The 14,197-nt window shown below is 72.5% G+C and carries 9 protein-coding genes; 7 read left to right on the top strand and 2 right to left on the bottom strand.

Annotated features, from left to right (window positions below):
- The first annotated feature begins 203 nt into the window (after nucleotides 1-203).
- The 3 genes from DY218_RS09180 to DY218_RS09170 all read left to right on the top strand — a co-directional run bounded on the left by DY218_RS09180 (nucleotide 204) and on the right by DY218_RS09170 (nucleotide 3,693).
- On the top strand, nucleotides 204-923 hold the full coding sequence (locus DY218_RS09180; protein WP_199566675.1) for a VIT1/CCC1 transporter family protein: 720 nt from the start codon (nucleotides 204-206) through the stop codon (nucleotides 921-923).
- Nucleotides 924-2,741 carry an FAD-binding protein gene (locus DY218_RS09175; protein WP_128555430.1) on the top strand — a complete coding sequence of 606 codons (1,818 nt, stop codon included), beginning with the start codon at nucleotides 924-926 and terminating at the stop codon, nucleotides 2,739-2,741. It begins immediately after the preceding gene.
- A gap of 91 nt (nucleotides 2,742-2,832) precedes the next feature.
- Nucleotides 2,833-3,693 carry an ABC transporter permease gene (locus DY218_RS09170; RefSeq protein WP_128555429.1) on the top strand — a complete coding sequence of 287 codons (861 nt, stop codon included), beginning with the start codon at nucleotides 2,833-2,835 and terminating at the stop codon, nucleotides 3,691-3,693.
- Nucleotides 3,694-3,732: 39 nt separating this feature from the next.
- Here DY218_RS09170 and DY218_RS09165 read toward each other — a convergent pair whose 3' ends face one another.
- Nucleotides 3,733-5,319 (bottom strand): NADH-quinone oxidoreductase subunit NuoF family protein, encoded by a 1,587-nt coding sequence (locus DY218_RS09165; protein ID WP_128555428.1) that lies wholly within the window; start codon nucleotides 5,317-5,319, stop codon nucleotides 3,733-3,735.
- Nucleotides 5,316-6,839, bottom strand: coding sequence for a ferric reductase-like transmembrane domain-containing protein (locus DY218_RS09160; protein WP_128555427.1), 1,524 nt, complete (start codon nucleotides 6,837-6,839; stop codon nucleotides 5,316-5,318). The genes DY218_RS09165 and DY218_RS09160 overlap by 4 nt, the downstream gene beginning before the upstream one ends.
- Before the next feature lie 492 nt (nucleotides 6,840-7,331).
- On the opposite strand from DY218_RS09160, the gene leuS reads away from it, so the two are divergent.
- The 4 genes from leuS (at nucleotide 7,332) to DY218_RS34980 (ending at nucleotide 14,020) form a co-directional block, all read left to right on the top strand.
- Nucleotides 7,332-10,223 carry a leucine--tRNA ligase gene (gene leuS, locus DY218_RS09150; RefSeq protein ID WP_128555426.1) on the top strand — a complete coding sequence of 964 codons (2,892 nt, stop codon included), beginning with the start codon at nucleotides 7,332-7,334 and terminating at the stop codon, nucleotides 10,221-10,223.
- 153 nt (nucleotides 10,224-10,376) lie between these two features.
- Entirely contained in the window at nucleotides 10,377-11,204 is an 828-nt protein-coding gene (locus DY218_RS09145; protein ID WP_128555425.1) for a hypothetical protein, read from the top strand.
- 138 nt (nucleotides 11,205-11,342) lie between these two features.
- A complete protein-coding gene (locus tag DY218_RS09140) occupies nucleotides 11,343-12,188 on the top strand; it encodes a DegV family protein (protein ID WP_128555424.1) in 846 nt (281 codons plus the stop codon).
- A gap of 890 nt (nucleotides 12,189-13,078) precedes the next feature.
- Nucleotides 13,079-14,020 carry a ComEA family DNA-binding protein gene (locus DY218_RS34980; protein WP_233521443.1) on the top strand — a complete coding sequence of 314 codons (942 nt, stop codon included), beginning with the start codon at nucleotides 13,079-13,081 and terminating at the stop codon, nucleotides 14,018-14,020.
- The last annotated feature ends 177 nt before the right edge of the window (nucleotides 14,021-14,197 follow it).

Below are 14,197 nucleotides of genomic sequence, written 5' to 3'. Positions count from 1 at the left end.
AGGCCTGCCGTTCTTTGTTCGCGCGCCCAAGCTTCGCCGCTCAGGTTTTCAGATGCCGCCAATTTCTGTAACGGGTGTGCGCTCTACGTTTCTTGACGAACACGCTCACCGCTCCGGTAAAGCAATCCTTACCTAACGGCCCGGGTTCTTCAGGGGTTTCAGGGTGGGCGTACCGGATTCGATGCCGAAGGACGGAATGTTTCATGGCAATGACCGCCGATGCTGCCGCACCGGAAATCCATCACGCCCACCGTGATGTCACGGGCGGCTGGGTACGTCCGGCCACCTTTGGTGCGATGGACGGGCTCGTGTCGAACTTCGCGCTGGTCGCCGGCGTTGTGGGCGGAGGCGCGGCGACCGGCGCCGTCGTCCTCACGGGCTTCGCCGGCCTGGTGGCAGGCGCTTGCTCGATGGCGACCGGCGAATTCACCTCGGTGTCCTCGCAGAACGAACTCACCCAGTCGGAGATCGAGCGGGAACGCCGCGAGCTGGAGCGTCACCCGGAGGACGAACTCCGTGAACTCGGCCTGATATTCGAAGCAAAGGGCGTGAACCCGAAGCTTGCGGCGGATGTCGCGAAAGAACTCACCGCGGATCCCGATATCGCCTGGCGGGTCCACGTCCGGGAGGAACTGGGAGTCGACCCCGACGATCTGCCGTCCCCGTGGGCGGCGGCCGGCTCGTCCTTCCTGGCCTTCTCGCTCGGTGCCCTGATCCCGCTGCTGCCCTTCCTGCTCGGTGCGGCCAGTCTGCTGCCCGCCCTGCTCGCCAGCGCCGTGGGCCTGCTCCTCACCGGGGGGCTCATCGCCCGCATGACCGCGCGCCCCGCGTGGTTCGGCGGGGGCAGGCAGCTGTTGCTCGGTGGGCTCTCGGCCGCGGTGACATTCGGCATCGGCCTCCTCGTCGGCACCGGGGTCTCCTAAGTGACCGCCCCGCAGGACCGCCCCCTGCGCATCGCCGTACTCGTCAAGCAGGTACCGGCGTACGGCGATGTCACCGAACTCGACGGCCGGGGACGGCTCGTACGGTCCGGGCGTCCTGCCGAACTCAACGCCTGGTGCCGGCGGGCGGTGGCCCGAGCCGTCGAACTGGCCCGTGCCTCCGGCGGCATGGTGACAGCAATCACGATGGGGCCGCCACCGGCCGTCGACGTCCTGCGCGAGGCCCTCGCCTGCGGCGCGGACGAGGCGCTGCAGCTGTGCGATGCACAGCTCGCGGGCGCCGACTGCCTGGTCACGGCACGGGCGTTGGCCGCCGGCTTGCGCACCCTGCCACCGCTCGATCTGGTGGTCGCCGGGCACAGCAGCACCGACGGGGCGACCGGTGCGGTCGCCCCGATGGTGGCGGCTCTCATGGGACTGCCGTTCGCCGGACCGGCGCTGACCCTGCGCCGGCAGGGCGCCGGCCGTCGCCTGCACTGCACGCTCCAACGGGACGACGGGAATCACGAGACCGAGGTGCGGCTGCCCGCGGTGATCTCGGTGGCGGAGCGCTCGGGCGCCGTGGCCCGGGCGGAGCGCGCCACATGGCCCGGTACGGAGCGGATCCGCAGGGTGCCGCTGAGTCGGCTCGCGGGGGCGAGCCCGGCATCCGGCTCGCCGACCCGTGTGCTGGACGTCACCGAGCCGGCCGCCCGGCGTCGCCCGATCCTGGTCACCGACGACCTTGCCGACGCGGGCCGGATCATGGAACTTGTACGGCGTCGCCTCGACGCCGGGCCGGCTCAGGACGAGCCGCCCGTGGCGATGCGGTGGGCCCCGGCTGATCCGGACGGCGGGACTGCCACCGGTGATGGGGCGTGGATCCTTGCCGTCTGCGCCGAGCCCGACGGTCCGGCCGCGCGGGCGCTGCTCGGAGCTGCCGCGGATGTGGCGGCCGGAGTGGGCGGGCACGTCGTGGCGGCCGGACCGGGCGGCGACCTGCGACGCCTGTCGGCGTGGGGCGCGGATACGTACGTCGGCCTCGACGGACTGGCTCCGCGCCCGGCCGCGGACGCGCTGGCTGCCTGGGCACAGCGCCGGGGCGTCCCGGCAGCCGTCGTCGGCGGTGCCACGGCCTGGGACCGTGAACTCCTCGCTCGGCTCGGCGTACTGCTCGACGGAGGTCTTCTGAGCGATCTGACGGAGATTCGTCACGACACCGTCACCGGCCGTCTGATCGGCACGAAACCTGCCGGAGCAGCCCTGGCCCTCGTGGCGAGCAGCGCCCGCACACAGCTCGCCACGGTGCGCACCGGGTGCCTGCCCCTGCGTCCGCCTCGGGCTCCGGGACGGCTGCCGGTCCGGGCGCTGAGCGTGGCGCCCGACCCGGCCGTCACGACGCTGCGCCGGATGCCGCGAGGCGACGCCGACGCATTGGATCGCGCGCCGGTCGTCCTCGGAATCGGCGCGGGAGTTCCCCAAGAGTGCCACCACGAACTGAAGCCCCTGCAGGCCGTGCTGGGTGCCGAGCTCGCCGGGACCAGGAAGGTGACGGATTCCGGTGCGCTGCCGCACGAGCGGCAGCTCGGCATCACGGGCCGGGCCGTCGCACCCCGGCTCTATCTGGCGATCGGCGTCTCCGGCAGTTGGGACCACCTCGTCGGTGTGCAGCGCGCCGACACGGTGTTCGCGGTGAACTGCGACCCGGCGGCCGAGATTTTCACCCACTGCGACTTCGGCCTGATCGCCGACTGGCGCACCGCGGTCCGTGCCCTGACCCGGGAGGCGGAGCGCGCGACGCCATCGCCTGCGTCCACCTGAGCCGTATGCACCGAAGCGGCACGAGCCGCAGGGACCGAACCTGCAGGGACCGAAAGTGCAGGAACCCGTACGACTCGAAGGGACCGATTCGATGTTGCTGCCGGTCAACGCGGCGCTGGCCGTGGTCATGGCCGTACTCCTGGCAGCCGCCGTGGCCGGTGCCGCATGGGCCCGCTTCAAAGATGCCCGAGGCCGGCGCCGGTACTGGAAGGACATCGGTGCCGCGGGCCTTCGAGCCACCCTGCAACTCGGTGCGGTGTCGCTGCTGATCGGCTCGGTGATCCGCGTCCTGCCCCTGTCCCTGGCGTTCATGATGCTGATGTTCGCCGTCGCCACCCGCACCGCCGGGCGCCGGATCACGGCCGACGCCACCTGGAAATGGGCGGCCGCACCGATCGCCGCCGGCGTCATCCCGGTCCTGGCGATGCTGACCCTGACCGGCCTCGTACCGCTGGAGGGCCTTGCCCTGATCCCCGTGGCCGGCATCCTCATCGGCGGCGCGCTCACCGCCACGGTGCTCGCCGGTCGCCGCGCACTTGACGAACTCCGGGACCGCAGGGGCGAGGTGGAGGCGGCGCTCGCGCTGGGCTTCCCGGACCGCGACGCCCGGACGGAGATTGCCCGCCCGGCAGCGTCCGAGGCGCTCATCCCCGGACTCGATCAGACCCGCACGGTCGGCCTGGTGACGCTGCCCGGTGCGTTCGTCGGCATGCTGCTCGGAGGGTCGTCACCCGTACAGGCCGGTGCCGTCCAGCTCTTCGTCCTGATCGCGCTGATGGCGGTCCAGACCGTGGCCGTGGCGGTGACCCTGGAGCTCGTCACCCGCGGTCTTCTGCGCGGCACGGAAGCCGGCAGCCGCGCCGCGGGAGCGAAGCGGCTGCCGGGCGGACTGCTGGGGCCCGTCCCGGGGCTCGGCCGGTACCTGCCGAAGGCTCGGTCCTCAGCACCCTGAACGGCACCTGAGCAGCACCTGATCGCACCCGGCGGAGGGTCAACTCCGCCCGCTGTCCAGGGCCTTGCGGCCGGGGCGGCCCGGGAGGGCGGCGCGGGTGGGGCGGGCCGGCGGTTCGCCGGTGGGCTCGAGGCGCAGGGCGAGCGCGGGGCAGCGGCGTACCGCGCGCTGGGCACGGGCCCGCAGCGCCAGCGGTACGTCGGCGTCCGCGACCGCGGGGAACCCGTCGGGACCGAGTCTGATCAGCTCCGGCACGATGTCCGCGCACAGCCCGTGGCCCTGGCACAGCGTCCAGTCCACGGCGAGCTTCTCGCCGCTGCTGCTGCCGAGCGACTGCTCGCCGGCGTTCGGCAGCGGCAGTACGGCGCTCGTCGCGCGTCCGCAGCCGCCACCGAGCACATGCGCCGCCAGATCGTCGGGGAACGCGGACAGGGTCGATGTGAGGAAGCGCGCGGAACCGTCGGGATGCTTGCAGGCGCCGCGTCCCTTGACCGCCTGGGTGACCTCCCGCAGCGCCTCGAGGGCGGCTGGTCCGCCGCCGTTCAGGAGGTCTCCGAGGCCGCTTGCCGCCGCGGGCAGGCCGAGCCGGCACGGGCCGCACTGGCCGGCGCTCTCGTCGGCCAGCCACTGGGCGACCCGCAGTGCCTCGCCGAGCGGGCAGGTCTCCGGGCCGATCGGCAGGATCGCGCCCGCGCCGAGCGCGCCGCCGAGGCCCTCGAGCGAGGCGCGCGAGACGACCGCGTCGTGCGCGGAGAGGCCGTCCAGCCAGCTGCCGTGGTAGCCGCCGGTGAGCACGCCCTGCGGCAGCGGCGGAGCGCCCGCCAACTGCAGTACGTAGCGCAGCGGCACCCCGGTCGGCACCTCCACGACCATGGGCCGTGCGACGGCTCCGGAGACCGTGAGCAGCACGGTGCCCGGCTCGTCGAACAGACCGGTGTTGCGGTAGCGGGCCGAGCCGATCCGGGCGGCGACCGCGAGCTGCGCGAACGTCTCCGCGTTCGACAGCAGGGTCGGGGCGCCACCGACACCCGAGTCGGCCGCGCGCACCCGGCGTCCCGGCGGCAGGGCGGGACCGCCGTCGGCCGAGCGCACGAGGGCCGAGGCCTCACCGGTCACCATGCGTTCGGGATTGCGCTGCACGCGCGCGCGGAGGGCTGCTCCGCGCCGGTTGGTGAGACCCCGCTCGGCGAGTGCTGCCGTCATCGACGCCTCGGTCGAGTCACGGGTCACGCCGACGACGAGACTCCGGGCGCCGAGCGCCTCCGCGGCGAGCAGGGCGCCGTCCAGGATGAGGTGCGGCGACCGGTTGATGAGCACGGTGTCCTTGCGGCAAGCGGGTTCGTCCTCGCTGCCGTTGACCACGACGACCGGGCGTACGCCGCGCTTGATGGCCGACTGCGCCACGGCCCTCAGCTTTCTGGCGAACGGGAAGCCGGCGCCGCCGCGGCCGCGCAGCGTGATCTCGTCGGCGAGGGCGGCGAGCCGCTCGCCCGCCACCGGTTCCAGCGGGCCGTGCACCTTGAGGTGCATCGACAGGTCGAGCCGTTCGACCAGGTCGAAGCCCGAGGTCAGTTGGGGCAGTCCGACGACCCGTACTTCGGGGACATCGGGCAGGGGGGCGCTCAACGCAGGCCTCCGGTGGGGGCGTTCCAGGGCTCGCCGGCGGTCGGCGGCTGGAAGGGGGTGGGCAGCGGACCGGTGAGCGGATCGCTGTCGTACGGGTCCTGCGCGGGGTCGTCCGCGGGGGCTGCGGTGGTGCTGTCCGGGCCGGGATGGGGTGTGGCGGCGCCGGGGGCGTACGGGGCGTGTTCGTGGTGTGCCGGGAAGGCCTCGGCCGGCGGGGGTGGTGACGGCGAGGGCCAGCGGGTGGCGGGGTCCGGAGCGGGCAGGGGATCCGGCGCGCCCGGCACCGGCATCGCGTCGGGTGCGCCCGCAACGGGCGGCAGGATCTCGGTGTCGGCGGTGTGCAGCGCCTCCGAGCCGGGCATCGGGCGGCCGTACGGGGCCCCTGGAGCCGGGGCGGCAGCGGGGCCGAAAGCCGGGTCGAAGTCGTACGGGAGGCCGTGGGGAGGCGTGACCGCACCCGCCACCGCACCCGCCCCCAGCGTGTCCGTGAGCGGATCCTGGCCGGGCGTGGCGGACGTCGCGCGGTACGCGGCGGCCATGCCGCCGGTCGCGGACGGCTCGGCCAGGGCTCCGGGCAGGTCGTGGGAGGCCTCACGGCGGGCCTCGTACACCTGCGGCGCGGGCGGGGCCATGCGCGGGCGCGGGGGCGGGAGTTGGACGTCTCCGAAGCCGCCTGCGGCCGTGGCGGTGGCAAGCGGCGGGGGCGCGAACGGCGCGGTGGCGGGGCGCTCTCCGGTGCTTTCAGGGGGCGCGGGGCGTACGGCACTGTCCATCCCGGGCAGCGGGGCGCCGCGCCGGGACCGCTCCTCGCGGGGCATCCGAGCGGCCCGCGCCTCCGGGTCGATGACGGCCAGGATGCCGTTCGCGACCTTGCGTTTCACGGGCAGCGGGGCGGCCCGCAAGGCGATCGCCCCGGCCACCGCGGCCACGGTCAGGCTGTAGAGGACCACCACCCAGGGCGCGGGTGCACGGCCCGCGTAGAGGCCGTGCACCGTGCCCGCGCACCAGGCCGGATAGGCCAGCATGTGCATCGCGCGCCAACGGGAGGCGATGCTCGCGGGCGCCGCGAACGAACTGCGCATGGCGCCCGTGATGCCGGTGGTCACCATCAGGAGTCCGGCCAGTGAGCCGAGGCCGATCAGACCGTCGGTGCCGGTCACGCCGAGCCCGAAGGGGACCAGGGCACCCACGGCGGACACATGCTCCAGGGCGATCTTCACGGTGCCGTGCAGCAGCAGGAAGCCCAGCGAGGCGACGGCGGTCACCCGGTGCACGGCCTGGGCGAGCAGTCGCTGGCGCGACCTGAGGAACAGTCGGTCGGACGCGACAAGGCCCCAGACGATGCTTGCGGTCAAGGAGACGAGGCAGAGGACTCCCGTCGTGAAGTCGAGCATCTCCCGGAAGCCGTCGCTTCCGGCGAACACGGTCACAGGTATGAGCAGCAGTACACCGATGCTCAGCAATCCCCGGACGGAGGGACTCAGTTCGGGGAGCGAACGGATCTTGCGATGAGGGTTCATGGGGGCAACTCCGAATGGTTTCGGCACAGCGGTCCCGCAGTCGCAGCCTAGGTCGCCCCATACCGGCCAGTACCAGGTTTGAGTTATTGCGTTGTTATCAACCAGCGATGCGCTCTTGGCCTTGCCCCGATAGAGGGCGGTACGCCGAGTAACTCACGCGGCGGCAGCGGTGTTCGCGCGCGCGTGCCTGCGAATCGTGGATCGTGAATCGCCCTCCACGCGCGCGTGGAGGGCGACGGCCGACAGCGGTCGAGCGACCCCGGGCTCCCACTCCCCGGAAGCTCGATGCGGCCCGTGGAGAGGCTGCGGTACCCTGACGCCATGCGTGCCGTACGCCTTCTGCTTAGCGAGCCGCGCTGATCAGTCCCCGCCACTGAGGATTCGTGGCGGGAATCGGCGCGGCGTCCCCTCCTGTGCGAGGGGTTTTTTCGTTTCGGCTGGAATGTCGCGGCCGAATCCGCAGGCAGAGACATCGATGGAGCCTTAAGGATCATGAGCGAGACGAATTCCGCCCCCGCGGCCGCGCCCGCGGGAAATGCCCCCGCCGAGGTGGCAGCGCCGCACCGCTACACGGCGGCCATGGCCGCCGATATCGAGGCGCGCTGGCAGGACTTCTGGGACGCCGACGGCACGTACGCAGCACCCAATCCGACCGGTGACCTGGCAGGCGACCCGGCGATCGCCGAGCTGCCCAAGAAGTTCATCATGGACATGTTCCCGTACCCCTCGGGTGCGGGCCTGCACGTCGGCCACCCGCTCGGGTACATCGCCACCGACGTGTTCGCCCGCTACCACCGCATGACCGGGCACAACGTCCTGCACACCCTGGGCTTCGACGCCTTCGGCCTGCCCGCCGAGCAGCACGCCGTCCAGACCGGTCAGCACCCGCGGGTCACCACCGAAGCAGCCATGACCAACATGACGTCGCAGCTGCGCCGGCTCGGCCTGGGCCACGACAAGCGCCGTTCGTTCGCGACGATCGACCCGTCGTACTACCGCTGGACGCAGTGGATCTTCCTGCAGATCTTCAACTCCTGGTACGACGACGAGGCGAAGAAGGCCCGCCCGATCGCCGACCTGGTCGCCCAGTTCGAGAGCGGCGAGCGTCGGGCACCCACCACGCGCGCGTGGAGCGAACTGACCCCGCTGGAGCGGTCCGAGGTCCTGTCCGACTACCGACTGGCCTACGCATCCGACGCCCCGGTCAACTGGTGTCCGGGCCTGGGCACCGTCCTGGCCAACGAGGAAGTCACCGCGGACGGCCGTTCCGAGCGCGGCAATTTCCCGGTCTTCAAGTCCAAGCTGCGCCAGTGGAACATGCGCATCACGGCCTACGCGGACCGCCTGATCGACGACCTGGAGCCGCTGGACTGGCCCGAGGCCATCAAGCTGCAGCAGCGCAACTGGATCGGCCGCAGCGAAGGCGCGCGCGTGCACTTCGCCGTCGATGCCCAGGGCGACGAGGCCGTCGAGCCGATCACCGTGTTCACCACCCGCCCCGACACCGTCTTCGGCGCGACCTACATGGTCCTGGCGCCCGAGCACGGCCTGGTCGACTCGATCCTGCCCGCCGCCTGGCCCGAGGGCGTCAAGGAGGCGTGGACGGGCGGCGCCGCGAACCCGGCCGACGCGGTGGCCGCGTACCGCAAGCAGGCGCAGACCAAGAGCGACGTCGAGCGCCAGACCGAGCACAAGAACAAGACCGGTGTCTTCACCGGTGCCTATGCCCTGAATCCGGTCACCGGCGCCCGGATCCCGATCTTCGTCGCCGACTACGTCCTGATGGGCTACGGCACCGGCGCGATCATGGCGGTGCCCGGACAGGACGAGCGCGACTGGGAGTTCGCCGAGGCCTTCGAACTGCCCATCGTGCGCACGGTGCAGCCGCCGGAGGGCTGGGAGGGCGAGGCGTTCACCGGCCAGGGACCGGCGATCAACTCCGCCAACGACGAGATCTCGCTGAACGGCCTGGAGGTCGACGAGGCCAAGAGCCGCATCATCGCGTGGCTGGTCGACAAGGGCCTGGGCGAGGCGACCATCAACTTCCGGCTGCGGGACTGGCTGTTCAGCCGCCAGCGCTACTGGGGCGAGCCCTTCCCGATCGTGTACGACGAGGACGGCGTCGCACATGCGCTGCCCGACTCGATGCTGCCCCTGGAACTGCCCGAGGTCGACGACTACTCGCCGCGCACCTTCGACCCGGACGACGCCGACACCCGTCCGGAGACGCCCCTGTCGCGCAACGCGGACTGGGTCGACGTCACCCTGGACCTGGGCGACGGCCCCAAGCAGTACCGTCGCGAGACCAACACCATGCCCAACTGGGCCGGTTCGTGCTGGTACGAACTGCGCTACCTGGACCCGCACAACGACCGGGAGCTGGTCGCCCCGGACATCGAGCAGTACTGGATGGGCCCCCGCGAGGGGCAGCCGCACGGCGGCGTCGACCTGTACGTGGGCGGCGCCGAACACGCCGTACTGCACCTCCTGTACGCCCGCTTCTGGTCCAAGGTGCTGCACGACCTGGGGCACATCGCGTCCTCCGAGCCGTTCCACAAGCTGTACAACCAGGGCATGATCCAGGCCTACGTCTACCGGGACAGCCGCGGCTTCCCGGTGCCGGCCGCCGAGGTCGAGGAGCGGGACGGCAAGTACTTCTTCGCCGGCGAGCAGGTCAAGCGCGAGCTGGGCAAGATGGGCAAGTCCCTGAAGAACGCGGTCACTCCGGACGAGATCTGCGCCGAGTACGGCGCGGACACCCTGCGCCTGTACGAGATGGCGATGGGCCCCCTGGACGTCTCCCGGCCGTGGGACACGCGCGCGGTGGTGGGCCAGTACCGCCTGCTGCAGCGCCTGTGGCGCAATGTCGTCGACGAGGCCTCCGGCGAGGTGACCGTCACCGACACCGAGCCCGACGAGGACACCCTGCGCGCCCTGCACAAGGCCGTCGACGGCGTGCGCCAGGACCTGGCCGGCATGCGGTTCAACACCGCCATCGCCAAGATCACCGAGCTGAACAACCACCTCACGAAGGCCCCCGGTGCGGTACCGCGTCCGGTCGCCGAGAGCCTGGTCCTGCTGATCGCGCCGCTCGCACCCCACATCGCCGAGGAGCTGTGGCGCAGGCTGGGCCACACGGACTCCGTGGTGCACGCCGACTTCCCGGTGGCCGACCCGGCCTACGTCGTCGACGAGACGGTGACCTGTGTCGTCCAGATCAAGGGCAAGGTCAAGGCGCGCCTCGAGGTGTCACCGTCGATCGCCGACGAGGAACTGGAGCGGATCGCGCTCGGCGACGAGAAGGTGGTCGCAGCGCTGGACGGCGCCGGCATCCGCAAGGTCATCGTCCGGGCACCCAAGCTCGTGAACATCGTGACCGCCTGAGGGTTTTCCCTTACGGGCAGGTTGGGGGTTCTGCGGAACCTTCGGCCTGCCCGTTTGCGTTTACGGTGGGAGTACGCCCGGGCAGCATCCGCCCCGGGAGCGCCGGAGCGTACCGCAGCATGCCGACGGGACACAGCGGAAGAGGAGCACTCGATGGACGCGGGCGAGGTGGTTCTGACCGTCCTGGCGCTGATCATGGTGCTGCTCTTCACCCTGGGCGTGGTGGCCACGGTCAAGGCCGTCAGAGCGGCGAAGCGCAGTGTGGACCGCACGGTGCACCAGGCGCGGCGGACGTTCGAGGACACCACCCTGCGGGCGCAGTCCCTTGCACAGCCCGGCCCTGCGGGTGCAGCGGCGCAGCTCCGCCTGAAACTGCGTACGTCCATGCGGGCCACCCAGGACGCCCTCGAGGCCGGGGTCGAGGACGACGCCTCGCTCCAGGAGTCCCTCGCCCTCTTCGAGCGGCTCAGCCGGCACGGCCACGAGCTCGAGGCCGAACTGCAGCGCGTCCAGCGCGACCCGGACCGCACCCGCCTGGGCGAGCGCATTCCGGAACTGACCGAGCGCACCGACCGGATCACCGATGCGGCCGACTCGCTGCGCTGGGCCGCGCGCGACCGTGCCAGCAGGTTCGCCCGAGACGAGCTGGACGGGCTCGACGCGGAGATCCGGATGGAATCCGGTGCCCTGAGGCACTGGACCGAGGCCGAGCCGTCAGAGGGGCGGCCGTCTTCGGCGGCGTCCTCCTCCGCCGCGGCGACGCCCGCGCCCGCACCGGCCTCCGCGTCCACGCCCCCGCCCGTCTCATGGCCCGAGCCGACGCTGGTCGACGGGCCCGGCGCTGCCGAGCAGACCTGGCCGCACGGCGCTTCGGCCGCCGATCCCGAGGACGGCGGCGAGGAGCCGAAGGCCATCTCGCCGAGCCGGCCGCCCGTGCAGCACCCGTGGCAGAAGAGCGCACGTCCGGAGAGCACGACCTGACGTCTCCCGCGCAGTGCCGGCGGCCGGACAGCGGCCGAAGGGGAGGATGGATCCGCACCTGCCGGGCAGGAGCCCGTGAGCGTCGCCGGTACCGGGCCGGGCTGCCGCCGCACAGACCCGGCGGGTAATGTCCAGCTCATGTCCCGCCATGTCGCGATCGTCACGGATTCAACGGCCTACCTGCCGCAACGGGCGACCGAGCAGCACGGCATCCACTCCGTACCGCTGACCGTCGTGCTCGGCGACCGGGCGCTGGAGGAAGGCACCGAGATCTCGGCGCGATCCCTCGCCCTCGCCCTGCAGAAGCGGCAGGCGGTGACGACTTCGCGCCCGGGGCCGGAGACGTTCGCCGAGACCTACCGGGCGGCGGCACGCGACGGTGCCACGGGCATCGTGTCGCTCCATCTGTCGTCGGAATTCTCCGGGACGTACGACGCGGCGGTGCTCGCGGCGAAGGACGCTCCTGTTCCGGTCCGGGTGGTCGACACCGGGATGGTGGCGATGGCGCTCGGGTTCTGCGCGCTGGCCGCGGCGGAGGTGACCGAGGCGGGTGGCAGCGTGGACGAGGCGGTCGTGGCCGCGGAGAAGCGGGCCGCATCGACCTCTGCTTATTTCTATGTCGACACGCTGGACTATCTGCGGCGTGGGGGCCGGATCGGTGCGGCGCAGGCACTGCTGGGTTCGGCGCTCGCCGTGAAACCGCTGCTGCAGCTCGACGGCGGGCGCATCGAACTTCTGGAGAAGGTGCGCACGGCCTCCCGGGCCATCGCCCGCCTGGAGGAAGTGGTCGTCGAGCGTGCCGGTGCCGCGGCCGTCGACATCGCGGTGCACCATCTCGCTGCGCCGGAACGGGCCGACGCGCTGGCCGACCGCCTCCGGGACCGGGTGCCGGGACTTGCCGAGCTGCATGTGAGCGAGGTGGGCGCGGTGATCGGTGCACACACCGGGCCGGGGCTGCTCGGCGCGGTGGTCTCACCGCGCTGACCCCGTCCGGCGCTTCCCGACGACACCTCGCATGACACCTCTCGCCGTGGCGTTCACTCGACCGGGTGGCCGAGTTATCCACAACTGCCGGGTTATCCACGGAAATTGAGCTTGATCAGCAAGCTGTGATCGGGCCGTCTAGCTTCTCCCGCATGGCGATTCGATCTTCTACGCGTTCTGCTGCGCGATCTTCGACCCGGCTGCGTGCCGAGGCGCTCTTCGACCAGGCCCCGCGCGGCCCGGCCGGTACCGGGGCGGGTCCGGCCGGCACCGGATCGGGTCCGGTCGGTACCGGGGCGGGTCCGGTCCGTCCGTCGGGTTCTGCGCGGCCGGCCGGGCGAGTTCGGCGGCGGGTGCGGGTGCTGCCGTTGTGGGCCGCGCCGGACGGGGACCTGCAGGCTGCACGCGGTGGCGTGCAACGCGGCCCGCGGGCGGGTGAGGGAGGAGTGCTCGACGTCCGCCGGGTGCGCAGGCCGTCGTGGGCCTATGCCGTATCGGTGGAGGGCGGTTCGCCACCGGCCCCGGCGCAGGCGGGATCGCAGGGGCAGGCGGCGGCTGAGGTGAGGGCCGGTCGCCTGGTCGACTCCGGGACCGTGAAGCTCAGGGCGGGCAGGCGGCGCCGTGAGCGGGTGGACGGGGCGGGTGGAGAGCACCGTTCGGCCGGAGGAGCGGCTGCGGATTCGGTCGGTGCCCGCAGCGCACCTCCTCGTACGGGTTCGGGCGCGCGGCCGTCTCTGGAAGCGCTGCGGCAGCGGGCGCTGGAAGGCGGGCGCCTGCCGGGTGCCCTGAGCGGCAGCGGCGAGGTGCGGACGAGTGACACGGTGCGGCTTCGTCCGAGAAGGACAACGGGTGCCGCAGCGGCGGGTGTCGGGGCGAACGGTGCCGCCCGGGTGGAAGGCGTCGGGCCGAACGGCACCTTGGCCATGGCCCGGGTGACGCACCCGGGGGAGCGGGTGCACGCGGCGCCCGACATCCGCACGCGCGATCGCGGTGCGGTGACCATGTCCCGGGCTGCGGGCGCGGGTACGACGGCGCGTACGGGTGGAGCGCAGAAGCCGGAGCCTGCGCCGGTCCCGGTCCCCGTCCCGATCCCGCCGCCGGTGACCGAGGCGGAGGTGGCGGGCGGTCAGGAGGCGGTGCGCGGACGGTGGGCGGTCGCCGTTCGTGAACGCCTGCCGCTCTGGCTGCAGTTGAGGTGCGGATTCGAGCGACGCGGCCTGGTGGCGCTGGTCGTCGTCCTGGTCGCCGTGCTGGCTTTCGGCGTGCACCACTTCTGGACCGGGCGGCCGCAGCCCGTACGACCGCCGGAAGCCGTAGGGGACCGGGCGGACGACCCGGCGGCGTCACGTCGTGCCCCGACGGGTGGTGCCGCGGGTGGTGTCGCGACACCGGCCGGCCGGGTCGTCGTGGACATCGGCGGAAAGGTCCGCAGGCCCGGGGTGCGACGCCTGCCGCAGGGGTCGCGGGTGGAGGACGCGTTGCGGGCGGCGGGAGGTGTGCGCAAGGGCGCGGACACGACGGGGCTCAACCGTGCGCGGGTGCTCATCGACGGGGAGCAGGTGATCGTGGGCGCGCCGCCCGATGCGGCAGCGTCCGGAGCGAGTTCGGGGGCTCAGGGCACTCCGGGCGCACAGCCGGGTGGCGCCATCAGCCTCAACTCGGCCACCCCCGAGCAGCTGGAGACGCTGCCCGGCGTCGGGCCGGTCCTGGCCCAGCACATCGTCGACTACCGGACCGAGCACGGGGGCTTCCGTTCCGTGGACGAGCTGCGGGAGGTGAACGGCATCGGGGACAAGCGATTCGCGGACCTGCGGGACGCCGTCGGGCCGTGAACCGAACCGCCGCATCGACCTCGAGGGAGGAGGGACCTGCGGACCTGCGCCTCGTCCCGCCTGCTCTGGCGGCCTGGGCGACGGCCGCGATCACCGTCGGAGCATCGGTCAGCTGGGCGGTCGTGACTGCGGCGGTCGCGCTCGCCGCGGCAGGCTCCCTCGCGGCGGTCGTACGGC

Origin of the sequence: Streptomyces triticagri (assembly GCF_003429565.1) — a bacterium.
Taxonomy (GTDB): domain Bacteria; phylum Actinomycetota; class Actinomycetes; order Streptomycetales; family Streptomycetaceae; genus Streptomyces; species Streptomyces triticagri.
Note: the sequence above shows the minus strand (reverse complement) of the source record. Positions and strands in the feature narration are given on the sequence as shown.